This is a genomic window from Rhizobium sp. WYCCWR10014, from assembly GCF_001657485.1.
Lineage (GTDB): Bacteria > Pseudomonadota > Alphaproteobacteria > Rhizobiales > Rhizobiaceae > Rhizobium.
This window is the reverse complement of the sequence record NZ_LXFU01000041.1, coordinates 77,987-100,663: the sequence shown is the minus strand read 5'-3', so window position 1 is coordinate 100,663 and position 22,677 is coordinate 77,987. Positions and strand designations below refer to the sequence as shown.

Annotated in this window: 20 protein-coding genes; 8 read left to right on the top strand and 12 right to left on the bottom strand. The window is 61.7% G+C overall.

What is annotated here, in order from left to right:
* Window positions 1–91 precede the first annotated feature (91 nt).
* Window positions 92–1,993, top strand: a complete 1,902-nt coding sequence (locus A6U98_RS22325; RefSeq protein ID WP_064652820.1) for a potassium transporter Kup — start codon at window positions 92–94, stop codon at window positions 1,991–1,993.
* Window positions 1,994–2,089: 96 nt separating this feature from the next.
* Here the strand turns inward: A6U98_RS22325 and A6U98_RS22320 are convergent, their stop codons facing one another.
* A complete protein-coding gene (locus A6U98_RS22320) occupies window positions 2,090–3,673 on the bottom strand; it encodes a Na+/H+ antiporter (RefSeq protein ID WP_064652819.1) in 1,584 nt (527 codons plus the stop codon).
* A gap of 548 nt (window positions 3,674–4,221) precedes the next feature.
* Between A6U98_RS22320 and A6U98_RS22315 the strand changes: the two genes are divergently transcribed.
* The 4 genes from A6U98_RS22315 (at window position 4,222) to A6U98_RS22300 (ending at window position 7,425) form a co-directional block, all read left to right on the top strand.
* Window positions 4,222–4,977 (top strand): SDR family oxidoreductase, encoded by a 756-nt coding sequence (locus A6U98_RS22315; protein WP_064652818.1) that lies wholly within the window; start codon window positions 4,222–4,224, stop codon window positions 4,975–4,977.
* Window positions 4,978–5,028: 51 nt separating this feature from the next.
* The gene (locus A6U98_RS22310; protein WP_197496424.1) at window positions 5,029–5,433 is read left to right on the top strand and encodes a cupin domain-containing protein; all 405 of its coding nucleotides are present in this window, start codon (window positions 5,029–5,031) and stop codon (window positions 5,431–5,433) included.
* 163 nt (window positions 5,434–5,596) lie between these two features.
* Window positions 5,597–6,346 carry an SDR family oxidoreductase gene (locus A6U98_RS22305; RefSeq protein WP_064652814.1) on the top strand — a complete coding sequence of 250 codons (750 nt, stop codon included), beginning with the start codon at window positions 5,597–5,599 and terminating at the stop codon, window positions 6,344–6,346.
* A gap of 302 nt (window positions 6,347–6,648) precedes the next feature.
* Window positions 6,649–7,425, top strand: coding sequence for a protocatechuate 3,4-dioxygenase (locus A6U98_RS22300; protein WP_064652813.1), 777 nt, complete (start codon window positions 6,649–6,651; stop codon window positions 7,423–7,425).
* A 100-nt stretch (window positions 7,426–7,525) separates the two neighbouring features.
* Here the strand turns inward: A6U98_RS22300 and A6U98_RS22295 are convergent, their stop codons facing one another.
* The 3 genes from A6U98_RS22295 to A6U98_RS22285 form a co-directional block, all read right to left on the bottom strand.
* Window positions 7,526–8,302: a molybdopterin-binding protein gene (locus A6U98_RS22295; protein WP_064652812.1), complete on the bottom strand. Its 777-nt coding sequence runs from the start codon at window positions 8,300–8,302 to the stop codon at window positions 7,526–7,528.
* Window positions 8,299–9,141, bottom strand: coding sequence for a cytochrome b/b6 domain-containing protein (locus A6U98_RS22290; RefSeq protein WP_064652811.1), 843 nt, complete (start codon window positions 9,139–9,141; stop codon window positions 8,299–8,301). The genes A6U98_RS22295 and A6U98_RS22290 overlap by 4 nt, the downstream gene beginning before the upstream one ends.
* Before the next feature lie 86 nt (window positions 9,142–9,227).
* Window positions 9,228–9,497, bottom strand: a complete 270-nt coding sequence (locus A6U98_RS22285) for a pentapeptide MXKDX repeat protein (RefSeq protein WP_064652810.1) — start codon at window positions 9,495–9,497, stop codon at window positions 9,228–9,230.
* Window positions 9,498–9,724: 227 nt separating this feature from the next.
* Here A6U98_RS22285 and A6U98_RS22280 point away from each other — a divergent pair, with 227 nt between their 5' ends.
* The 3 genes from A6U98_RS22280 (at window position 9,725) to A6U98_RS22270 (ending at window position 11,683) form a co-directional block, all read left to right on the top strand.
* Window positions 9,725–10,273 (top strand): sigma-70 family RNA polymerase sigma factor, encoded by a 549-nt coding sequence (locus A6U98_RS22280; RefSeq protein WP_029870530.1) that lies wholly within the window; start codon window positions 9,725–9,727, stop codon window positions 10,271–10,273.
* Window positions 10,270–10,914, top strand: a complete 645-nt coding sequence (locus A6U98_RS22275; RefSeq protein WP_064652809.1) for an NrsF family protein — start codon at window positions 10,270–10,272, stop codon at window positions 10,912–10,914. Before A6U98_RS22280 ends, A6U98_RS22275 begins: the two co-directional genes overlap by 4 nt.
* 487 nt (window positions 10,915–11,401) lie before the next feature.
* Window positions 11,402–11,683 carry a hypothetical protein gene (locus A6U98_RS22270; protein ID WP_064652807.1) on the top strand — a complete coding sequence of 94 codons (282 nt, stop codon included), beginning with the start codon at window positions 11,402–11,404 and terminating at the stop codon, window positions 11,681–11,683.
* 62 nt (window positions 11,684–11,745) lie between these two features.
* Here the strand turns inward: A6U98_RS22270 and A6U98_RS22265 are convergent, their stop codons facing one another.
* From A6U98_RS22265 to A6U98_RS22230, 8 genes are all read right to left on the bottom strand, one after another.
* Window positions 11,746–13,233 (bottom strand): right-handed parallel beta-helix repeat-containing protein, encoded by a 1,488-nt coding sequence (locus tag A6U98_RS22265; RefSeq protein ID WP_064652806.1) that lies wholly within the window; start codon window positions 13,231–13,233, stop codon window positions 11,746–11,748.
* 430 nt (window positions 13,234–13,663) lie between these two features.
* A complete protein-coding gene (locus A6U98_RS22260) occupies window positions 13,664–15,151 on the bottom strand; it encodes a right-handed parallel beta-helix repeat-containing protein (RefSeq protein WP_064652804.1) in 1,488 nt (495 codons plus the stop codon).
* A gap of 513 nt (window positions 15,152–15,664) precedes the next feature.
* Window positions 15,665–16,636: a DMT family transporter gene (locus A6U98_RS22255; RefSeq protein ID WP_064652802.1), complete on the bottom strand. Its 972-nt coding sequence runs from the start codon at window positions 16,634–16,636 to the stop codon at window positions 15,665–15,667.
* A 138-nt stretch (window positions 16,637–16,774) separates the two neighbouring features.
* Window positions 16,775–17,977: an ABC transporter permease gene (locus A6U98_RS22250; protein ID WP_064652800.1), complete on the bottom strand. Its 1,203-nt coding sequence runs from the start codon at window positions 17,975–17,977 to the stop codon at window positions 16,775–16,777.
* A 4-nt stretch (window positions 17,978–17,981) separates the two neighbouring features.
* Window positions 17,982–19,121, bottom strand: coding sequence for an ABC transporter permease (locus tag A6U98_RS22245; protein ID WP_064652798.1), 1,140 nt, complete (start codon window positions 19,119–19,121; stop codon window positions 17,982–17,984).
* A complete protein-coding gene (locus A6U98_RS22240) occupies window positions 19,118–19,816 on the bottom strand; it encodes an ABC transporter ATP-binding protein (protein WP_064652796.1) in 699 nt (232 codons plus the stop codon). Before A6U98_RS22240 ends, A6U98_RS22245 begins: the two co-directional genes overlap by 4 nt.
* The gene (locus A6U98_RS22235; RefSeq protein WP_064652794.1) at window positions 19,813–21,033 is read right to left on the bottom strand and encodes an efflux RND transporter periplasmic adaptor subunit; all 1,221 of its coding nucleotides are present in this window, start codon (window positions 21,031–21,033) and stop codon (window positions 19,813–19,815) included. Before A6U98_RS22235 ends, A6U98_RS22240 begins: the two co-directional genes overlap by 4 nt.
* Window positions 21,034–21,387: 354 nt before the next feature.
* Entirely contained in the window at window positions 21,388–22,461 is a 1,074-nt protein-coding gene (locus A6U98_RS22230) for an AraC family transcriptional regulator (RefSeq protein WP_082933968.1), read from the bottom strand.
* Between the last annotated feature and the right edge of the window lie 216 nt (window positions 22,462–22,677).

Genomic DNA, 22,677 nt, shown 5'->3' with positions numbered 1-22,677 from the left:
CACAAAAAATTAGCACCCGCATCAATTTGCTTGCCCTTCCGCAATGCGGCATATGTTTGTGCTCATAGGCAAATGGCATGAGCGGGGAACCATGACGTCGACGCATATGGATAAGACGGAGGATGGCGCCGGCCGAAAGGGCTTTGTCGGATTGGTCATCGGCGCGGTCGGCGTCGTCTATGGCGATATCGGCACCAGCCCGCTCTATGCCCTTCGCGAGGCGCTGAGGCCCTTTGCCGCCGATGGCGTACATGAAGCCGAGGTCATCGGTCTCATTTCGCTGATGGTCTGGACGCTGACGATCATCGTGACCTTCAAATATGTGCTCTTCCTTCTCAGGGCGGACAATGACGGCGAAGGCGGCACGCTTTCGCTTCTCGCCCTCCTTATGAAGAAGATGGGGCGAAACGTGCCGGTGCTCTTCTTCGCCGGCCTGATCGGCGCCGCCCTCTTCATCGGCGATGCGATGATCACGCCTGCTTTGTCGGTCATGTCGGCGCTGGAAGGCCTGAAACTGGTCACGCCGGCCTTTGCCGAATACGTCCCGCTTGCCTCAGCTGCGATTATGATCGTTCTCTTTGCAGTCCAGTCGAAGGGAACCGCCGCCGTCTCGATCTTTTTCGGGCCGATCACGGTGTTGTGGTTTCTGGCCATGGCGGCGGGCGGGCTGATCCATATCGGCGACGACTGGAGGATTCTGGAAGCGCTCAATCCGATCAATGCATTCCTGTTCCTCACCCATGCCGGCAGCGTCGGCCTCATCGTGCTCGGCGCCGTCTTTCTGACGGTCACGGGCGCCGAAGCGCTCTATGCCGATCTCGGGCATTTTGGGCGCCGGCCGATCCAGATAGCATGGTTCGTGCTCGTCTTTCCGGCATTGCTCTTGAATTATCTCGGCCAAGGCGCGCTGGTTCTTAGCCATCCCGAAACGGCTACCAATCCGTTCTTTCTGATGTATCCCGACTGGGCTTTGCTGCCGGTGGTTATTCTGGCGACGATGGCAACGATCATCGCCAGCCAGGCGGTGATAACAGGTGCATTTTCGCTGGCCCGCTCGGCGGTTCACCTCGGCTTCCTGCCAAGACTGCGGATCAAGTTCACGTCGGAAACCAACACCGGCCAGATCTACGTGCCGAGCGTCAATCTTCTCCTGCTGGTCGGCGTCTTGATGCTAATCTTTTCCTTTGGCGACTCCGAGTCTCTGGCGACGGCCTATGGCATCTCGGTGACTGGAACCATGGTCATCTCGACCATGCTGGTCTTCCAGTTTCTCCGAGCCGTCTGGGGCTACTCCCTCGTGCTCGCCGCCGTCCTGCTGCTACCGCTCTTCATCATCGAAGTCCTGTTCCTGGCGGCCAACCTCTTGAAAATCCACGATGGCGGCTGGGTTCCGGTCGCCCTTGCGCTGGCGATCATGATCCTGATGTGGACGTGGACCCGAGGCCAAGCCTATCTGAAGAGACTGCGCGCCAACAACGAAATCCCGCTCGATTCATTCATCAGGTCGATCGAGCGAAAGTCGGACCATTCGCCGGTCACTGTTCCGGGAACGGCAGTCTTCCTGACCAGCGTCCCGGATCGCACGCCGAATGTCCTGCTCCACAATCTCAAGCACAACCACGTGCTCCACGAACAGAACGTCATCCTGACCGTCTGGACCGAGGACGAACCTTATGTCCCCGACAGCCGCCGTATCAAGATCAGCCAGCTCTCGCCGCGTTTCGTGCGCCTCGACATCACCTTTGGCTTCATGGACGACCCCGATGTCACAAGGGCATTAGCTCTCTGCCGGGAGGGCGGATTCAAGTTCGAGATCATGAGGACCTCCTTCTATCTCGGCCGCCGGAACCTCGTCAGGACGCCGAACACCGGGTTGCCCGCCTGGCAGGAGCGCATATTCATGGCGCTGGAGGGCTTGGCGATCGATCCCTCCGACTATTTCAACCTGCCGTCCAACCGTGTCGTCGAACTCGGCGAGCAGATTGCCATTTAGGTCAGGACGCCGCTCGGCGACATCAGGATCGCGCCGGTATCAGCCCCGGTATCGCAATGCGTTGACGATGATGGCGAAAGCGCGAGGCGCTGAACATCAGGCTTTGGCCGAGATCGCGCTCAATTCCTCGAGATCGAGATCCCGTTCCAGCTCGCGCAACGTCTCATCATCGATCTCGCCGGCGCGGTGGAGGCGGATGAGTTCCCGACGTCCCGTGGCAACTGCTTCGAGAACGACGTCGAAGTGCGCATGCAGCATCGGTACGTAGTGCTCGGTTCTCTCGGCATAGTCGACGATCGACGTAGCCCGGCGCTGGTAGCGCTCCAGCAATTGCGGATGGATGAGTTTCCCCTCCGCGTCATAGGCCAGGCTCTGGACGATCCCGAACTGCGCCTGCGCCATGGCGGCTTCGGCCTGGCTCATCGTCAGGCGCGCTCTTTCCGACTCCGGCTCCACCAGCCGCGCCCAGGCAATCACCCGCCCCAATGTCGTGCCCTGTATGAGCACGGTTCCGAGAATGACGGCAAAGGCCGTCACGAGGATGAAGTCGCGGCCGGGAAATCCTTCCGGCAAGCTCAGCGCCAAAGCAAGCGTCACCACGCCGCGCACGCCCGCCCAGCTGAGAACGGTGGCGCCGCCGACGCCGAGCGGCGCGGCGCGTGTGAACCTCAGGGCAGTGCATAACCTGATGACGAAATCGGCGGCGAAGACCCAGGCAAAACGCGCGAGCACGAGCGCCACAAGGATCGCCAGCATCGGCAATCCCATGGTCGCGATCACGGTGGCAAAGCCGCCGCCGCGTTCGACGACATCCCGGAGCGACAGCCCGATCAGGATGAACACCGCCGCTTCCATCAGGAAGATCATCACCGTCCAGAACGAGATGCCGCGCATGCGCATTGCGGCTGAAAGCACGGTGTGCTGGTGCCAGCTCATGATCAGGCCGGCGGTAACCGTGGCGATGACGCCGGAAACATGCAGCTGCTCGCCGAGCAGATAGGCAATCCAGCCGAGCAGCACCGAGGCCGCGATGATGAGATATTCGTCGCCGAGACGCCGGACGAGTTTGTACCATGCCGTTCCCACAACGATGCCGACGACGGCGCCGCCGAGAGCCAGCACGAGGAAGCTGCCGGCCGCCTCCCCCGCGCTGAAAGCGCCCGTTGCGGCAGCGGCAACGGCAAAGCGGAAGAGAACCAAGCCGCTCGCATCGTTGAGCAAGCTCTCGCCTTCCAGCAGAATCTGAAGCCGCCGCGGCAGCCTGACCCGCTGCAGCACAGCGCGCGCGGCAACCGCATCAGGCGGCGCAACGATCGCGCCAAGGGCAGCGCACGCCGCCCAGGGAAGCGACGGAAAGATGAGGTGGGCCACAACGGCGACGACCGCGCAGGTGAAGAACACCGCGCCGACGGCAAGCGAGGCGATGCCGATCACATGCCGCCGCAACCGCCCGGCGGCAATGGACCAGGCGCCGTCCATCAACAGCGGCGGCAGGAAGATGACCAGCACCAGCCCGGGATCAATTGATATCGCCGGCAGCCCCGGCACAAAAGCCAGCGAAGCACCACCCGTCAGCAACGCGACGGACGGCGGCAATCCGAGCCTGTGGGCCGCATAGTGCAGCGCGATAATCGCAAGAAACATCGCGATGACGAGCTCGAACAAGTGGGTTGGTTCCATATGCCTCTGCCCCGGCTCGCAAACTAATCTTGGATGCCTACGGCATTCTTCCTTAAATCGAAATCGATCTAGGGAAGAATGCAGCAATTCAAAGTGTTACAGCGTTCTTGCACATCTGAACAGACGCGTGGCGCTGCAAACGCCGCCGGCCTGGCAACGGCTGCTCCAAAGGCAGCCGGAGACAATTTTCGCTTTGTGCTATCAACGCGCGGTCTACACTTAGCGATTTCCTTGAGGGCTAGCCCTATTGATCTTGGTTGGAACCGCCCTCACCTCAATCATGCCTCAATGACCCGCCGCCCGGCGCATCTCACGTGGCGATGCTGAATCTCGACGCCTCTCGCCATTTGAGTTGCGCCTGATCGCATTAAGGAGGATTCTGCCCGGCACCGCGATGCCAGGTTCGGTCTCGGCTGACCTCAGCCATGGCGACGATCTAAGGCGACTTCGACTTGTCCAGCCTCAAACGTCTTTCGCGGCTCATTCCGATTTGCGTGATCTAGATCTGAGACATCTGGCCCGAAAGGGCGTCAACAGGGAGGTTCGTCATGAAAATCGTTCTTATCGGCGGCACCGGGCTCATCGGGTCCAAGACCGCGGCGCGTCTGCGCGCTAAAGGTCACGAGGTGCTGGCCGTCTCGCCAAGCACCGGCGTCAACACCATCACCGGGGAAGGCCTGGCGGATGCGCTCGCCGGCGCTGGCGTCGTCATCGACCTGGCAAACTCGCCGTCTTGGGAAGACAAGGCGGTGCTCGAATTCTTCGAAACCTCGAGCCGCAATCTGCTCGCCGCCGAAGCCAAGGCGCGCGTGAAGCATCATATCGCGCTTTCGATCGTCGGAACGGAACGGCTGCCGGAGAATGGCTACTTCAGGGCCAAGCTCGCCCAGGAGAGGCTCATCAAGGCATCGCCCATCCCCTACACGATCGTCCATTCCACCCAGTTCCTGGAATTCCTGAAGGGCATCGCCGACGAAGCCACCACCGGCACCGTCGCGCGTCTTTCTCCTGCGGCCTTCCAGCCGATCGCATCTGATGACGTTGCCGATGCGATGGCGGATGCAGCACTTGCAAGACCGATCAACGGCACGATCGAGATTGCCGGGCCTGAGCGCGGGCCGATGAACGAGATCGTTGCCCGGTATCTGAAGGCGATCAACGATCCCAGAACGGTCAAGCCGGACGTTCATGCGCGCTACTTCGGGTCTGAACTGGACGATCACTCGCTCGTCCCCGACGAGGGCGCAAGGCTCGGCAAGATCGGCTTTGCGGATTGGTTTCGCCAGTCCCAACGGCCGACGTAAATCCAGGCACCAGACCCAGATCCGCATTCAACAAACAGAGGGATGACCACAATGAAATCAGCTTTGTTATCGCTATGTGTGTCCGCCGCGGTTTGCCTGCTCGGCACTTTGGCGGTTGCCGCCGAAGACGGCGCAGCCGTCACGCCGCTCATGAAAAAAGACCTTCCAAATTATCCCGGCAAGGAGGGGCTGATGATATCGGTCGAGTATGGGCCGGGAGGTTCCTCGCCAATTCACAAACATGAGGCGAATGCCTTCGTCTATGTCCTGGAGGGCTCGATCGTGATGCAGGTCAAGGGTGAAAAGGAAGTTACCTTGAAGCCGGGAGAAACGTTTTACGAAGGTCCTTCCGACATTCATCTCGTCAGCCGCAATGCAAGCACATCAGAACCGGCCAAGTTCATCGTCGTGCTGCTGAAGAACAAGGACGCTCCGGTTGTTATGCCGGTGGAATGACATTCAGCGGGTGGCGGCGAGGCGGTGCGTCGTTGACGCCGCCAACTCCTCTTTCGTCATGCTCGGGCTTGTCCCGAGCATCTGGAGCGGGTGCAGCAAATGTCAGGCACAAGGCCGAGGATGACGTCGAGTAAAAAGCGAGCACAACAGAGGAAACAAGCAGATGAAAATCACGGTCATGGGAGCGAGCGGGCGCATCGGCACGCGGCTCGTCGAGGATCTCCAGCAGGCAGGTATCGAAGTGGTCAGCGCATCCCCGTCTCTCACAGGAGTCGACAGCGTGACGGGAGAAGGCCTGAGATCAGTCACAGCAGGAGCCGACGTCGTCATCGACGTCACCAACGCCGCGTCATTCGGCGACAGCTCCGCGCTGGGGTTTTTCAAGGCTTCCACCCGCAATCTGCTGGCGGCGTCTGCCGATGCCGGCGTCGGCCACTATATCGCCCTTTCCGTGGTGGGAACGCCTCGCCTTGTCGAAAGCGATTATTTCCACGCCAAGATGGTGCAGGAAAATCTCATCCGGGCAGCGCGGCGGCCCTATACCATCCTCCATTCCACGCAATTCTTCGAGTTCATCGGCGGCGTGATCGACATGGCGGCAGAGGGAGACGGCTTCCGGCTTCCCTCGGCTTACATACAGCCCATCGCTGCCGATAACGTTGCCGAAATCCTGGCCGAACTGGCGATGGGAGCGGCAGGGAATGACACGATAGAGATCTGCGGCCCCGACCAGTTCGGCCTCGACGAAATTGCCCGTATGCATCTCACAGCAAACGAAGACATGCGCGAGGGCACGACCGACGACAGCGCGCGCTACTACGGCGTCGAACTGAACGACGACACATTGCTGCCGCGAAAGGAGGCACGGGCGGGTTCGCTGCGATACACCGACTGGCTGTCTATGTCAGACTGATCGTTGACGCGCTGGGAAAATGCCTGCTTCACCGACGCTCCCGGCTTCGATCTCCGGAGCAAGGGTCGCAGGAAAGGAAGATCCCATAGCTCGCGGTCAGCGACGATACCGCCGCCAGAACCAGCGGTGGGCTACTGGTATCACCGCGAACGGCACAGGCCAGCCGCCGACGCTCTGGATCCGGCTTTCCAGCTCATGGACAAGCTCGGTGAGCTGACAGGCATAAAGCTTTCTGCTCAGATTTAATTGGAGTTTCCTGCGCATCCACCTTAAATCCTGCGTCTTGAGGTAAAGGAAGACAGATGAAGAGGCGGACCCTTGTGCTTGGAGGTGCGGCCATTGTCGCATCATCGGTGGCTGCGGTGGCGGTCTGGCCGCGGCGGCATGTCGTTGTTGCCGCCAGGACATTCGACTGGAAGGGAACGGATTTCGTAAGCGGCGGCACAAAGTCGGTTGCCATGGAAAATCTGCCTGAGCCGCTCTTCCGTACCAGTCCGAATTGCGTTGTGACCGTCGCCCAGACCCTTGGCCCCTGCCACGTCAACAATGTCCCGGCCCGTCAGGACGTTTCGGAAGGAAAGGCCGGGCTGCCTTTGCGGCTGGCCGTTCGGATCGTCCAGGCGACAGATTGCCGGCCGGTCGAAAATGCCGATATCGAAATCTGGCATACCGATCACCGCGGCATCTATTCCGGCCGCGAGGCTGCGGAGATGTGCACCTTCGGCGATGCCGAGGCGATCAGCGGTCTTGCCTTCCGCGGCCGTCAGCTGACGGATGCCAAGGGGCAGGCAAGCTTTTTGACGGCCTATCCCGGATGGTACAAGGGCCGCACGCCGCATGTTCACTGCCGTATCCTCGTCGAGGGCAAGGAGCTTCTCGTCAGCCAGATCTATTTCGACGATGTGCTGAGCGATATCATCTATGGTGAGCATCCCGACTATCTCGGGCGCCCTGCCCGCGATACGCGCAACGACGAGGACGGCCTCATCCCGGAGGATGCGGCCGTCCACATGTTCGATTTCGAAAAGCTCGATAGCGGCGTGCTGTCCGCCACCATCACCATCGGCCTCTCTGCCTGAGCGCGGCAGCGGCGGGGTTACGCACCCTCGATCACGACGACCTCTCCGGCCGTGGAACCCGACACGAGGAAAGCGTCAAGGTCGGCATGTCGGTCGGGGACTATATGCCCGCATACCATTCATAACCGCGATCCTCCCAAAAGCCGCCATTGCCGCCGTAGAGCTGGCCGAGATCGGCGACGGCTTCGATGCCGGTCAGGTATTTTGCCTGCTTATAGCCGAGCTGGCGCTCGACCCGGAGCCGGAGCGGCGCGCCATGGGCGACTTCGAGATCGCGACCGTTCATGCTGTGGGCAAGGATCGTCTGGGGGTGGAACGCATCGACGAGATCGATGCTTTCATAATACCAGCCGCTGCCGTCGAGCGTCTTTTCGTATTCGTCGGCGCAGTGAAAGACGATGTAGCGGGCTTCGGGTTTCAGGCCCGCCGTCTGAAGCAGCGCACCGAGCGGCACGCCGGTCCATTTGCCGATCGCACTCCAGCCCTCGACGCAGTCATGCCTTGTGATCTGCGTGCGGGCCGGCAGGGCTTTCAGTTCCGCCAGCGACAATTGCATCGGCTTGTCGACCAGCCCGCCGACCTCGAGCTTCCAGCCCGAAAACCGCTGGTTCATCCAGTCGATATAGCGGGCATTATCAGGCATGCTCGTGCCGTTGGCGCGGAAGGTCGGCGAGATATCGGCTTCGGTGAACTCGCGGGCGAGTGCGTCGTCGCCGAGCAGCAAGCGCTGCGTCTTCATGCTGAGGCCTTCAGCGATCTTCAGCACCGATTTCGTCCGTTCGTTTTCGACGAGGGCATCGCAGCCGGCGAGCCCCAGCGCCGATGCCGTCATGGTCGCGCCGATCAGAAAGCGACGTCTGGTGATGATGCGGCTCATGACTTTCCTCCCTTCCCGATGTCGTAATAACCGGTGACCATCGAACGCAGATTGTTGAACACGCCCGAGACCAGCACCATCGCCACATGGACGGCGACGAAGGCGACGAGCGAGAAGGCGGTCAGGAAATGCAGCGTGCGGGCCGATTGCCGACCGCCGAACAGATCGAGCAGCCAGGGCGCAACCGCATTGAAGCCCGGCGACATGGTAAGCCCGGTTCCAACCATCAACGGCAGCAGCACGAAGATCACAGCGACATAGGCGAGTTTCTGCAGCGTATTATAGTGGCGGGCCTCGGCCCCCCTGGGAAAGCGCAGCCTGGCGTGATTGACGATCTCGCGACCGAGATGCGAAGGCTTCAGCTCTTCGGCCGCCGGCAGCAGATCGCGGCGGAAATGCCGGCTGACAAAACCATAGGCGAGATAGATGAAGCCGTTGATGACGAACAGCCAGGCAAAGAAGAAGTGCCAGCGTCGGCCCGATGCCAGATCCTGGTAGCTCGGCAAGGTCAGCCAGTTCGGAAAACCGCGCACCGCAGCCTCGCCGTCGACATTCGAAACCCCGAGAATACCCGTCGTATCGAAGCTCAATCCGCCCAGGCGCGTGACACCCTTCAACGCATCGCCTTCCTGCTCCGCCTCTATGGAAATGAAGGACGGATCGTTGTCGGCGCCGTACTGGCCCCAATAGAGCGCCGGGTGAGCATTGAATATCTGCAGGCCGCTATACAGCAGCACCGTCATGCACAGCACGTTTACCCAGTGCGACAGTCGCACCAGCAGGCCATGGCGGTAGAAGAGCGTGCGTCCGCTCGCCATGCCGGCATCGGTCGTGGCCATTGTAGTTCCTCCGGATCGACATGAAAGGTCTTCGCGAGAAAGGACGCGGCCGCCGGCCAAATAGTTTCAGCAGCCGCGGTTAAAGCTTACTTCATCGCGTCGCAGGCCTTCATCATCGTGTCCTTCTTCATCGTGTCCCTCTCCATGCCGGCATTGTGCATGCAGTCGGCCTTGGTGCTGCCGGTCGCCATTGCGTCCTTCGACATCGCATCCTTGGACATCGCGTCCTTCGACATCGTGTCGGTCTTCATGCTGTCTTTCTTCATGGCATCGCTGCTTTGGGCGCTGACGGCGCCGGCAAGCGACAGGCCGATAACGAAGGTGCAGGCGGCAAGGCTGGAAAGGATCTTGGTCATGAGGGTCTCCTCGGATCGATTGACATGTCCGCCAGCACTCGCCGACGGCTCACAGTCCTGAATTCGATCCCCTTGCGAAGGCGGTTACAGCCTCACGCTTATGTGATAGCGCTACAGCGCCGCGCGTCTTTTGAGGACGCGTTAAGGACGCTGTACACCGCCGCCGGAAGTTTTTTGAACCCGCCTGTAACCAAAGCGTCATCCACCCGAATGATATTGCAGACGACATGACGAGCGCCCATTCGGAACAAGCACTGAAAATGCTGATGCTTCTTTCCCTCGACGGGGACGAGGCAGCCTACCGGCGTTTACTCGTGACGTTGCGAACCCTGCTCGTCGGTTATTATGGCGGGCGGATCGGCACTACCGCGAAATCCGACACGGAAGATCTCGTGCAGGAGACGTTGCTGGCGCTGCATTCGCGCCGGGCGACCTATGACAGGGAGCGGCCGTTCACCGCGTGGTTCTTCTCGATTGCCCGCTACAAGCTGATCGACCATCACCGAAAGCATGGCAGCCGGTACAAGGCGGAAATGGAACTGGACGAGGAGATCGAAGACGACTTCAGGGAGGATGCGATTGCAGCGCGCATGGATGTCGAACGGCTGTTGAACGGCCTGCCGCAGCACCAGCAGGAGCTTATCCGTCAGGTCAAGCTCGAGGGGCAGTCGGTGGCCGACACGGCAAGCCGTACCGGACAGTCGGAATCGGCGGTCAAGGTCGGCGTCCACAGGGGCATCAAGGCGCTGGCGGCAAGATTGCGAGGTGGGATGTGAGAGAGACTGAGGACGTGATCGACAGCCTTGTCCGGGATCTGAAGCCGGTGTCGAGACATGCGCTCGAGCGCCGCTTCGCGCTCGCCATCCTGCCAGCTCTGGCAGTCTCGCTGCTGCTGATGCTTATCGTCCTCGGCCTTCGCATCGATATGGCGCAGGCGCTGATGCTGCCGGTCTTCTGGATCAAGTCCGCCTACAATGCCTTGCTTGCAATCGCCGCCTTCGCAGCCGTTTACCGCCTGTCCCGCCCGGATGGCTCGGAGGACCGCTTTTTCGGGATTGCCGCGGCCATCATACTCGCCCTCGCCGTCATGGCGGTCATCCAGCTCGCTTTGTCGCCGGCCGCAAGCTATCCCGTGCTGGTGCTCGGCTCCTCCGCTCTGCATTGCCCGCTGCTGATCTTTGCCTTTGCCATGCCGATCCTGATCGCAAATACCTGGGTTCTCCGTGGCGGCGCCCCGAGCAACCTCGGCATCACAGGCTTCATCGCCGGCATTGCCGCCGGTGCATCCGGCGCCTGGGTCTATTCCTGGTTCTGCACGGAAAACGGCCTGCCCTTCGTCACCCTCTGGTATTCGCTCGGCATCCTGCTGACCGGCGCAATCGGCGCGCTGCTCAGCCCCCGCCTGCTGCGCTGGTAGCACCGGCTGTTTGCGGCACTGCGCCAAGAGCCTTTCCGGGTTAGATTGAAGCATTCTGTTGGCTCAAACGGAGTCGGATGGTCGACCGGCCGGCGCGTGTCGTAGCCCGGCTCTACGGCCAAGCCGGCCGGTCGATCAGCCGACCCGTTTCAGCCAACCTTCCCGCAGATTTGCCTGGCAAATCTGCAAGCCTTAGAATCGCCGGACGCACTTATCGCTTCGCCTTGGCGAAGCGGTGCGGCCGGTGGGCCGGGCATCTTTCCACCAGGATCAAAGGCGATCGGCTCGGACGTACCAAGGGGTATGCCCTTCGCCAATCGCCTTTGCCCTGACGAAAACCTGCTCCGGCAGAATGCTTCAATCTAACCCGGAAAGGCTCTAATCCTTCCCCCGGCATGAAACCAGATGCAGCATTCATGCGTACTAGTCAGGGGATCAGTATTGCGTGCCCCCTTGGATCGGGACACAGGCAGCGAGGAATGACGGCATGGTCAGGAAAGAAGGCGTAGCCCACCTCACCCGGCAAGCCGCGGAACAGGGGCTGGCGAGGCTGATGATGAGGCTGCCTGCGACGCGAGCAACGATCAGAGCAGTTGCGGCGAGCCAGCCCCATCTATATGAATTATGCGGCGCCTACGGCGAAGCCTGCGCCGTCCTCGATCGCATGCGCCGGGATAGATCGGCCGATCCCGCAATCATCACCGAATATGAAATCATCTGCGCGGAAATCGAAGTCGACGTCATCAGGATCCTGCTCGGCGACCAATGAGACTTCGCGAGGGCTGGGCGGACTGCCGCCGGATGCAACGCCATTTGCTGCCGGCATCCCTATCAGCTCAGCAGGTCATCCACATGGATGGAGACGCTCAACGTATCCGTGTCGAAATGCAGCGAAGTCCCATCGGAGATCTTGTAGTGGAAGGTGTCGCTCACGTCTCCGCTGAGTCCGGCGAGCTTCGCCGCATCGGCCGTATAGGTGTAATCGCCGTCACTGTCGACATGGATGGTGCCGTATTGGCCGGTCAGCGTCACGCCGTCCTTGTCGACGAATGCGCCCTCGAAACGGCGAAGCAGCAGGGTTCCGTTGGCCGAGCTGTCGTTTTCGAGGAGATTGCCGTAATGGGCGGCGTCCAGATCGGACGAGATTTTCAGGCTGTCATGGGTTGCGACAAGCGCAGGCGCCGTGTCCGTCACATCGCCGACCGCGAGACTATCGCTGCTCGCAAGCATCGTCGCCTGGGCCTCGTCGAGCGTCGTGTTGTTGCTGACAGGAAAGGTGTTAGAGGCGATGATGGCAGGAGATATGCTGTAGGGCGTGACATCGCTGGCGATGACATTGTCGTGGAAGGAACCGGATGCCGGCCTGTCGACTTTCAGCGCTGCCTGCGACAGGTCGTCGAAGACGTTGTTGTGGATCTCGATACCCTCGCGAACGTAACTGGTCGTGCCGGCGGCACTGACCACCACGCCCCACACACCATCGTGGATGTAGTTGCCTGAAATGTCGTAGTCCCTCGTGTTGCCTTGGTCGCCGAGACCGATGGCATAAGACCAGCTGTAACCGCCATAGCCTGAAATATCGTTGTCGTGGATCGTGACGTTGGTGCCGGCTTGTGCGCCGATCCCGAAGCCACCACCGATAATCGCGTTGTCCTCGACCAAGGCATTTACGGACCGAACGAGCGCGATGACGCCCTTCGGCGTAGCGGCGCCCGTCTGGTCGAGGTAATTGCCGCTGATCACGATATTGCTGCTGTCGTTCATCTGCACGGCATCTGCCGCGGTGCCGTGGGCGTTGGTGACGGTGTTGTTGAGAAAATTGACGCCGTTGACTTTTTCGATCCAGACGCCGTCGCCGTTCACGTCGTTGATCGTGCTGTTTTCGATGGTGATGTTCGAGCCGGTCCTGAAGGTGATGGAACCTGACTTGCCCGCCAGTCCGGTGTGATCCACCTCGACGTTGCGGACCGTCCAGTTCGAAACACTGCCGCCATAGATGGCCGCGCCGCCGGTGTCGGAGATCTTGATGTTCTCGATGACGATGTTCGATGCATAGAGGCTGTGGATGCCGTCATTGGGGCTATGGATGACCGGCGCATCGCCGACCCCGTAGCTGCCGATGGTGATCGGGGCATTCACTGTGCCGGAATATTTCAAGTCGAGCTGATCGTTGAACACGCTTCCGGCGGCGAGCAGCACGCTGTCGCCCGGCTGCAGCTTCAAGTTTTCCACTGCCCAGAAGGATGCGAACGGGGTGTCTTCGCTCGTTCCATTGTTGCCGTTGGAGCCTATCGCAGGATTCACATAATAGATTGCCATGTCGCCTTGTTCTCGAATTGCCGCGCAACCGTCTGCATCGGCTGCGGCGCGTGGATCGGATGTGGTTGGGGCTAAAGGCCACGAGAGGGCCCTTCGATATTGCCTTCACGGCGGTTGGCAGACCCTGTGGGCCTGCCTTCGTCCCGAGAAACGCCTGGCGGTGGCGGTATCCTGGAGATTACAACTTATACGAAAACAATCTACTAAAAAACGACCGAAAGGTGAATGAACGATAATCGTACCGTCCTGTTTCGGGTCAGTCGCAAGCCGGAAAGGTTGAGGCCGTATTGCAGCCCCTTACCCTCACCCGGAGGAGCCGGATGAGGGGCGCTGCGGAGCCATTTGGTGGCGAGAGCAACTCTTCCCCGGGGGGAGTCCACGCCTCCCCGGGGAGGAACGCCTCCCCGCGTAGTGCCGAGGCACACTCACCTCAGCTCAGCAAGCCATCCAGATGGATGAAAACGGTCAGCGTATCCCCGTCGCTGTGATGCGAGCTTCCGTCGTTGATCCCGTAGCTGAACGACTCGCTCACATGTCCGCTATGGTCAGGAAGCTTCGTTTCATCGAGCGTGTAGGCATAGTTGCCTTCCCTGTCCACGTGGATCTCACCGTATTCCCCAGTCAGCGTCAGGCCGTGCTTGCCGACGGTTTCATCCCCGAAGCGGCGCAGCACCAGGGTGTCATTGTCCGAGCTGTCGTTTTCGAGGAGATTGCCGCGATGGGCGTCGCCCGTATCGGTGAAGATCTTCAAATTGTCATGGACGGCGACAACCGCCGAATCCGCGGACACCTCCGTCGCTGCGGCAACCTTGGTATCGGCGGCGGCAAGCGTCGTCTCGACATTAGCGACCGTCTTGTTGCCGCTGACGGTAAAGGTATGCGCGTCGACGATGGAAGGCGATATGGCGGTAGCCTTGGTGCCGGTCTCGATCGTATTGTTGGTGAAGGAGCCGGAGGCGGGCCTATCGACCTTCAGCGCCGCCTGCGAGAGGTCGTCGAAGACATTGTCGTGGACCTTGATATTCGTGCGGGTATAGCTGGCGCCGCTGGGGCCGCTGACGGCAACGCCCCACGCGCCGTCATGAATATGGTTGCCTGAAATATCATAGTCCCGCGCATTGCCCTGGTCGCCGAGACCGACGGCGAAGGACCAGCTGTAACCGTGATATCCGGATATGTCGTTGTCGCGGATGGCGACGTTCTTGCCCGCCTGCGCGCTGATGCCGAAGCCGCCGCCGGTGAGCACATTGTCCTCGACAACCGCATTGGTGGGCCTGACGAGCGCGATGACGCCCTTGGGGCTGCTGGCATGCGTCTGGTCGAGATGATTGCCCTTCATCAGAATGTTGCTGCTGTCGTTCATTTGCACGGCATCGGCCGTCGAGCCGCTCGCGCTGGTGACGGTATTGTTGAGAAGCTTGATGCCGGCGACCTTCTCGATCCAGAAGCCGTCGCCCTTGACGCCTGATATCTTGCTGTCTTCGACCGTTACGTTCTTGCTGCTCCGGAAGGTGACGGCGCCTGCGTTTTCCGACAATCCCGTCTTGGCGATCTCGACGTCGCGGACCGTCCAGTTCGTGACACTGCCGCCATAAATGCCCGCACCTCCGGTGTTCGATATCTTCAGGTTCTCGATGACGATGTTCGAGGCATAGAGACTGTGGATGCCGTCGCCGCTGCTGTGGATGACGGGTGCAGCACCCGTCCCGTAACTGCCGATCTTGATCGGCGCACTCTCGGTGCCGGAATATTTTATATCGAACTGCTCGTTGAACACGCTCCCCTTGGCAAGAAGCACGCTGTCGCCGGGTTTCAGCTTCAAGGATTCCACTTTGGACAAAGTCGCAAAAGCCGATTTCTGGTCCGTTCCACTGTTGCGGTTGGAGCCAGTTTCTGAGTTCACATAGTAGACTGTCATATCGCCATGTTGCCCTGTTCGTCGGATCGCTATGTCGCCGCCGGGATCGGCCGATCGGATGCGGCGGGGGGCAACCGGCCACGGCAAGAAGGCGATAAGATGTCGTCAATGGGGCAGCGGGCGGGTTCGCGCGCCTTATTCCACAGGCTATTGTCTGGCGTGACCAAAGTTACAACTTGGGCCGAGAAATCGGCGACTTCGAGGTGAATAAATCGCGGCGTTTTTGCGCGAGGCGCAGGTCGCCTTCGGTCTGTGCTCCATGTGATTCCTGCCTTCGCTTGCGCTCAGGAGGGAGGAGCGCCAGCGACGAACGCCTTGAGCGTAAGCAAGGCGCACTCCAAGGTGAAACCCTACCCCCTCGCCCTCAAAGCCGAGGTCAGCGGCAACCATATCGCAGCGATGGGGAGACCTCAGGCCCTACAGCGCCGCGCGTCTTTTCAGACGCGCAAAGGACGCTGTAGCACTTTGAATTGCTGCATAATTTTATCCTTTAATCGATCCTGATTTAAGGAATTATGCAGTAGCCGCTTCGGCCTTGATCTTCGGCTTCAGCAGGATGATGAGAAGCAAGCCGGCGATGATGAGTGCCGCGCCTTCGAGGTGATAGCGTTGCAACTGCTCGCCGAGGATCAGATAGGCGAGCACGGCTATGAAGATGGTCTGAATGTAGAGGAGGACGCCGGCCCGAGCCGCCCCAAGTGCCTCGATGCTGCGATTGAAGAGGTAGTACATGACCGCCCCGCCAGGGATCGCGACATAGGCGAGCGCGATAAGCCCGCTGCCGTTGAGCGTCGAGCGTTCGTCTGAGAATAGCTCGAACAAGTAGAAGGGCAGCGCCGTCAGCACCGCCGCACCGAGCAGCAGCACCAGGAGCGCAAGGCGATTCATGTCAAATTTCGCGCGGCGGAGCAGGACGGTATAGAGACTGAAACAGAACGCGCCGGCGACGATCCACAGTTCACCCGGGTTGAAATCGAGCCGCATCAGCGCGGCCGGACTGCCCTTGATGATGATGACCACGATCCCGAGAAAGGCCAGGATCGATCCGATCACCTGCCAGCGTCCCATCGGCTCGGCCAGCATCAAGCGGGCAAGGATCATGGTGATGATCGGGATCAGGGCGATGATGATGCCGGCAGTGGTGGCATCGGCATGTTCGAGGCCGACAAAAATCATGCCCTGGCAGATCGCGAGTCCCATGCCGCCAATCACAAGCAGTTCGAGGGCGCGAGCCCGCACCAGCGCGACCATGTCACCGAAATGCCGGCGCACGATCGGCATCAGGATCGCGAAGGCGATCAGCACGCGCCAGAAGCAGAGCGCCCAGGGCGGCATCTCGGTAGAAACCCATTTCGCTGCGATATAGACGCCGGCCGACAGCAGCCAGCAGAGAACGCCCACGGAATAGGCGGCGGCAAGCGAATTGCCTGCCGCCTGTTCCGTCCCGACCGTGTCGCGATGGACCGCCAAGACATTCATTGCCATGGCTCAGTTATGCCACAGTTTCCGTGGGGTGCACAGATGAGGCCGTGGCGCTCCGCCTGTTGTGGATGTCTCCTTCGGTCCGATCAGGACGGGTCGCCGTGATGATGTGACCCACCGGAAGGTTTGGGCAGCCAGCCTCTACCCCCTCGCCCTCAAAGCCGAAGTCAACGGCAGCCTTGTGGCGGCCAGCGCCGGCAACGCCCCGCCGATGATGCCGATGGCAAGGCCCAGCAGCCCGGCGGTGAGTGCCACGTCGGCGGTGACGTCGAGCTGGAAGGCCATCTTCGTGTTGTTGGCGCCCATCGTGCTTGCCTGCCAGTCGTTAAAGGCGAGCCACGAGGCGAGGATGCCGAGCGCCGACCCAGCGACAGACAGCAGCACGGCCTCGACCCAGGTGGCAGTGAAGGCCGGCAAGCGGCCGAAGCCGAGCAGGCGCAGCGTGGCGATCTCGACGGTGCGGTCGGAAACCGAGCTCATCATCGTGTTCAGCGCGCCGGCCGTTGCGCCCACCGCCATCAGCAGCGCGAGGGGCCAGCCGAACAGGCGAATGAGGCGGCTGGTGCGCTCGGATTGCGCGGCATAGAGTTCGGCCTCGGAGACCGCAGTGAGCGGAGCGCCGGGAATTGCCGAAAGATGCTGTCTCAGCGCGCCCAGACCACCCGGCCCATCAAGGTGCATACGCAGGCTCTGCACCTGACCCTGCCGGTCGAAAGCCGATTGCACCGCCTCCAGATCCGCCCAGATCTCGGATTCGAAAGCGCTGCCGCCTGACGTGAAATGCCCGACGACCTTCCACTCGACAGCGCCAAGCCGCACCCTGTCGCCGATGGCGAATCCGGAGAACTCCTGGGCGATGCGGGCGCCGACGACGATTTCGCGCGCGCCCTGCGAAAACAGCCGCCCTTGGGAGAGCGACGCGCGGTCGCGCAGGCCGGGCCCCGCCGGATCCATGCCGCGCAACGACAGTGTCTGCTCGGCGCCGTCGCTTGCCCTGATGACATCAACGGGAACGACGACCTCGCGCGACAGCGCCAATCCACCCACCGCGTCGCGCGCCACACCGATATCGCCGGTCATGGCACTTAGGCTGTGGATCGCCTCGGCCGGCACGTCCGAGCCGGTCTCCTGGTTGGTGCCGCCGCCAAGGACGACCGCGATCTCCGGCGAGCCGGCGTCGGCAAGCGCCCTCTCGAAGCCGCGCGCCATGGCGAGAAAACCCGCAAGAACCGCCACCACGAGCGCCACCGACAGCACCATCGACAGCGAGATCCATAGCCGCCGCGGCAGGCTGCCGAGATTGACTCTGATCATGAGAAAGATCTGCTTAAGCGCTGATGACATTGGATTATCTCGATCTGAAGGCGTTGACGATGGGCAGGCGCATGGCATTGGCGGCGGGCAGCAGCCCCGTCGCAAGTCCGAGGGCGGCGATGATGGCGACGGATTTCAGCAGCACCGACGAGGTGAAGGCGAGGCCGAATTCCGGCCCGGCAAACAGCGTCGCGAGCTTGGCAAGCGCAAGCCCACCCGCGCCGCCGGCGGCGAAGACGAACAGCGTCTCACCGAGGATCAGCGCCATGATCCGCCCGCTGGAAAAACCGAGCACCTTCATGACGCCGATTTCGAAGCTGCGCTCCCTCACGGCAAAGAGCATGGTGTTGACCACGATCATCAGGATCGTCACGAAGGCCGCGCCGACGACGAGGCTGACGATCAGGCCGACATCAGCGAATTGCCGGAGGAAAGCCTCGAGGAACTGCTTTTCCGATTGCGTCCTTGTCGGTGCGGCCGAATTCGCAAACAGCGCGTCGATCCGTGTGGTCAGCACACTGGATGAAACGCCCGGTCGCGGCCGCACCACGAAGCCATCGACGGTGTCCTTGCCCCGCGCACGCACCGCGTTGATCGCGTCGTAGCGGGCCAGCATGAAATAGGTGTCGGTGCTGGCGTCGGCACCCTCGAAGATGCCCGCGATCTCGAATCTCCAGTCGCGGCTGCCGTCTTCCCTGGTCAACTGGCTGGTGACGCCGATGCGCTGGCCGACCGACCAGCCCTGCGCCTCCGCCAATGCCCGCCCGACCAGCACCCGGTCGCGCCCCTCTTCCAGTGCCGATATCAGCTGCGGCGTCAGCCCGAGCTCATCGCCATTGGCCGCGGCAATCGCCTGTGGATCGACCGCGCTCGTCATCACCACGTTCGTCTCGACATCGACGAAGCCCCGCATGCGCGTCATGTAAGCGACGGCCGCGACGTCGCTATCCCCAGCGATCCTGTTGAGATAGGCAAGCGGCAGCGGCTGGGCGCGGCCCGCTTTGTTGAAGACCCCGAGCAGCGTATCGCTTGCGCCCTCCGCCCCTTGCGAGCCACCGAGAAAACTCGCCGTCAGGGCGTAGATCAGGAAGGCGACGCCGACCGAGAACATCAAGAGTGTTGTCCTCAACCGTTTGCGCCAGGCATTGCGCCGCATGAGTTCGAAGAAGGTCATCGGCCTGACCCCTCGGCGAATTCGCCCTTGTTGAGATGCAGCGTGCGCCGGGCAAAGGAGGCGGCTTCGGGATCATGCGTGACCATGATGATGGTCTTCTGAAGCTCGCGATTGAGAAAGCCCAGCATCTCGAGGATATCGTTGGCCGATTTCCGGTCGAGATCGCCGGTCGGCTCGTCACAGAGCAGCAGGTCGGGATCGGTGACGATGGCGCGGGCGATGCCGACGCGCTGCTGCTGCCCGCCGGACATGCTGGATGGAAACTGCCGCTGCCGCCCGGAGAGCCCGACCAGACCCATCACGGCCTCGACGCGCGCCCGCCGCTCCTTCCGCTTGAGCGGCTTCAACAGCAGCGGCAGCTCGATATTCTCGCCCGCATTCAGCATCGGCAGCAGGTTGTAGAACTGGAAGACGATGCCCATGCTGTGTGCCCTCCAGGCGGCCCTGGCGCCTTCGCCCATCTGCTCGAGATGGCTGCGGCCGATCCTGATCTCCCCTCCGTCGGGGCTGTCAATGCCGCCGAGCATGTTGAGCAGCGTCGATTTCCCCGAGCCCGATGGGCCCATGACGGCGACGAAATCGCCGCGTGCTATGGAAAGGTCGAGCCCTGAAAAGATCGGGATCGTCTCCGCGCCGATCCTGAATGCCTTCCTGACGCCGCGAAGTGCGATATAGGGTTCTTGAGTGTCGGTCATTGCTCTGCTCCTTGCTGATGGTCTGTGCTATCCCCGGCCTCACCCACCAGAAGGCGGATGCGCGCGGCCATGGCGGGGCGCATGTCTGACGGCGGTGAGGAAAGTGAGAGGCGAAGCGTCACCGTCCCCTTCTCCCGCGAAATCATCGGCGCGATCTTCGATACTTCGACCGCAAAAGGCCGATCGGGAAAGCCGTCGAGCACCGCCTCGCCACGCAAGCCCGGCAGCATCAGTGCGATATTCGCCTCGGCCACATCGGCATCGATGACCATGGTTGCCATGTCGGCAATCGCAAGCAGGCTTTCATTCTCCCGCACGCTGTCTTCGCGCGACAGCACGGTGTCGCCGACATGCGCGTCGAGCCGCGTGACGGTGCCTGATATCGGCGCCCGGACCGTCAGCGCTTCCACCTGCTCCCGCGCCCTGTCGATATCGAGACCCGCCTTGGCCACGTCCTGCCGTGCCTGCAGGGCGGCATTTTCGGCAGTGTCGAACGCCGTCTTCGCCTCCTCCAGTGTCTGCGCCGACATCGCATCGCGCCCGGCAAGCCGCTCGGTGCGCGTGAGGGAAGACCGCGCCTGCGCCAATTCAATCGTCTTCGCCGTCAGCGCCAGCTCCGCCGATTGCCGGGCGATCTCGGCCCCCTGAAGCGCAAAGCGGGCGCCGGCATCATCGAGCCGCACCAGCACCTGGCCTGTTACGACCCTGTCGCCCGCCTCAACCTCGACGGCGACGATCCGGCCCTCATATTTGGAAAAGACGGTGGCGATATCGGGTGCCACGACATAGCCGGAACCGGTGACTTCCCGGGTTGGCAAGGCCGGGCTCGCTGCTTCATCGGCAGGCAACGCCCGCCCGCGCTCGACAGCAGCGCCGTCCTCGGCCGGCGCCTCCGCTCCCCGAATGTATATCGCAGGGTCGCTGCTCGCGAAGCCTGCAAGCATGGTCTCGATGCGCTCAAGCGCCTCGGGCCGATAGAAAAGAAACACCGCCAGCGATACGGTCGCCACAAGGGCCAGCATTGCTCCAGGGATCACGTGCCGCCGGATATGGGGCTCCGGCAGTTCTGTCTTGAAGGCCGCGGGCTCGATCGAAAGCGATCTCAGCTTGGCGGCAAGGTCTCGGTCATGTTCTGATGTCGTGTTCATGCCGCAAGCATCGCCGGTCCGGCTGAAATCGCGACCTCGAACACGTTTCTCGCAGTCCTCGATCGCGATTGTGTACGTGGCACGCGCGGGGCATCCGGGTCAGCCCTCATGGTGAGCGCGCCCGAAAAGCCGACTCAAACCACGAGGGCGGGGTGATCTGCACCAACCGCAACATCCGCATTGTTGGGGCGACGCGGTTGGCCAACCTCGCCCTTCGAGACCCCTACGGGGCACCTCAGGATGGGGCTGGAGAAAGGTAGCAGCTTGGAATGCGGTGGGAGGCTTCCTCCCACGATCTGAGATACACCCATCACTCAGCGCGGCAAGACACTTGCGATTAGCCCTCATGGTGAGGAGACCCAAGGGGCCGTCTCGAACCACGAGGGCGGGTGATTGCGGACGTGGGAGCTGAGAGGACGCACCTCAGGAGGAGGCCGGATAGCCCCCCGCTCCGCCCTTCTTCTGCCGCCAGGCGATCGGCGTCATATCCGTGACGCGGCGGAATTCGCGGTTGAAATTGGACTTCGTCTGGAAGCCGACCTCGAACATCACCTCGGTCACCGATTTCTCGCTGCCGGCAAGCAGCCGGCAGGCTTCGCCGATCCTGTAGTCATTGACATATTGCGAGACGTTCTTGTCCATCGCCCGGTTGATCGCCGACGAGATCTGGCGGGCGGGAATGCCGGCCTTGCGGGCCAGCCGGTCGAGATTGAGATTGGCGTCGCGATAGAGCTTCCTTGCTTCCATCAGCGCATCCACCGTGGCGATCGTCTCCTTGTCCTCGGTCGTTTCGGGCTTCAGCGCCGCCTCCATCGTCTCGGCCGGCGCCCGGCTTCGGCTGGCGGCGGCCGCCGCAATGCCGAGGATGACGAGAACCGCGAGATTGCTGACGCTGATCAGCGTCAGCGCATGCTCGCCATGCGCCCATGTGAAATCGAAAAAGACGAAGATATCGACTGAGGCCGAAAGGCATAGCGCCACCGCCGCGAAGATTATTGCCCGATAGGCCGGCACCGCTCCCTCGAAGGGCGCAAGCCGAAGCGCATCCGCGCCCGGCCGCATCAGAAACAGGATCGCCAGGGCATAACCGACGAAAACAAGCACCAGCGCGATATCGATCGCACTCCGCCAGACCACCATCAACAAGAGGATGACGGCAGCGGGCACGGCATGCAGCGCAATCCGCGCCGCCAGCGGCCGCCGGCTCGTCCTCACCAGCCTGGAAACCCCGGCATAGGCAAGCGGCGGCACCATCGCCGCTGTGACGGGCGCGATCACGCCCACAGCCTGCACCCCGTAGCCCCAGCGCAGCCCAGAGAGGACGGATTGCAGCACGGCGAGCAGGATCAGTGCCAGAAACGGCCGGTTGGGCTGCGCCTCCTCGTCGCGCCTGAGGACGGCGACGAAGAGGACGAGCAGCAGAAGGGCAACGACGAAGGGAAGCGGAATGAACAGCATGACCTGATAGGATCGGAGTGGCGAGTGGATGACCATCATTGCCGAGATCCTCACCCGGCGCGACCTCCATCATGTTTTAGGACGCGTTTTAGGCTGGGATTTTTTTGTGAACGGCATGCCGTGATACCCTCGTCCGACCCTTCGGTCGCCGGCTCAATCCGTCGTTGAGGTCGGTATGGTTGTTTTCCAGCCAACCCGACAGGCAGTCGAAATCAGCGACATCGCAAGTCCGGTGATCAGCGCAGGCACGACCTT

What these genes read in the sequence shown, in the direction of transcription:
- A6U98_RS22265 (WP_064652806.1), bottom strand. Translation starts at nt 13,233, where the DNA reads ATGGCAATCTATTATGTGAATCCTGCGATAGGCTCCAACGGCAACAAT.
- A6U98_RS22290 (WP_064652811.1), bottom strand. Translation starts at nt 9,141, where the DNA reads ATGGCCACGACCGATGCCGGCATGGCGAGCGGACGCACGCTCTTCTAC.
- A6U98_RS22270 (WP_064652807.1), top strand. Translation starts at nt 11,402, where the DNA reads ATGGTCAGGAAAGAAGGCGTAGCCCACCTCACCCGGCAAGCCGCGGAA.
- A6U98_RS22260 (WP_064652804.1), bottom strand. Translation starts at nt 15,151, where the DNA reads ATGACAGTCTACTATGTGAACTCAGAAACTGGCTCCAACCGCAACAGT.
- A6U98_RS22255 (WP_064652802.1), bottom strand. Translation starts at nt 16,636, where the DNA reads ATGGCAATGAATGTCTTGGCGGTCCATCGCGACACGGTCGGGACGGAA.
- A6U98_RS22240 (WP_064652796.1), bottom strand. Translation starts at nt 19,816, where the DNA reads ATGACCGACACTCAAGAACCCTATATCGCACTTCGCGGCGTCAGGAAG.
- A6U98_RS22250 (WP_064652800.1), bottom strand. Translation starts at nt 17,977, where the DNA reads ATGTCATCAGCGCTTAAGCAGATCTTTCTCATGATCAGAGTCAATCTC.
- A6U98_RS22245 (WP_064652798.1), bottom strand. Translation starts at nt 19,121, where the DNA reads ATGACCTTCTTCGAACTCATGCGGCGCAATGCCTGGCGCAAACGGTTG.
- A6U98_RS22320 (WP_064652819.1), bottom strand. Translation starts at nt 3,673, where the DNA reads ATGGAACCAACCCACTTGTTCGAGCTCGTCATCGCGATGTTTCTTGCG.
- A6U98_RS22300 (WP_064652813.1), top strand. Translation starts at nt 6,649, where the DNA reads ATGAAGAGGCGGACCCTTGTGCTTGGAGGTGCGGCCATTGTCGCATCA.
- A6U98_RS22305 (WP_064652814.1), top strand. Translation starts at nt 5,597, where the DNA reads ATGAAAATCACGGTCATGGGAGCGAGCGGGCGCATCGGCACGCGGCTC.
- A6U98_RS22280 (WP_029870530.1), top strand. Translation starts at nt 9,725, where the DNA reads ATGACGAGCGCCCATTCGGAACAAGCACTGAAAATGCTGATGCTTCTT.
- A6U98_RS22230 (WP_082933968.1), bottom strand. Translation starts at nt 22,461, where the DNA reads ATGATGGTCATCCACTCGCCACTCCGATCCTATCAGGTCATGCTGTTC.
- A6U98_RS22285 (WP_064652810.1), bottom strand. Translation starts at nt 9,497, where the DNA reads ATGACCAAGATCCTTTCCAGCCTTGCCGCCTGCACCTTCGTTATCGGC.
- A6U98_RS22315 (WP_064652818.1), top strand. Translation starts at nt 4,222, where the DNA reads ATGAAAATCGTTCTTATCGGCGGCACCGGGCTCATCGGGTCCAAGACC.
- A6U98_RS22310 (WP_197496424.1), top strand. Translation starts at nt 5,029, where the DNA reads ATGAAATCAGCTTTGTTATCGCTATGTGTGTCCGCCGCGGTTTGCCTG.
- A6U98_RS22325 (WP_064652820.1), top strand. Translation starts at nt 92, where the DNA reads ATGACGTCGACGCATATGGATAAGACGGAGGATGGCGCCGGCCGAAAG.
- A6U98_RS22295 (WP_064652812.1), bottom strand. Translation starts at nt 8,302, where the DNA reads ATGAGCCGCATCATCACCAGACGTCGCTTTCTGATCGGCGCGACCATG.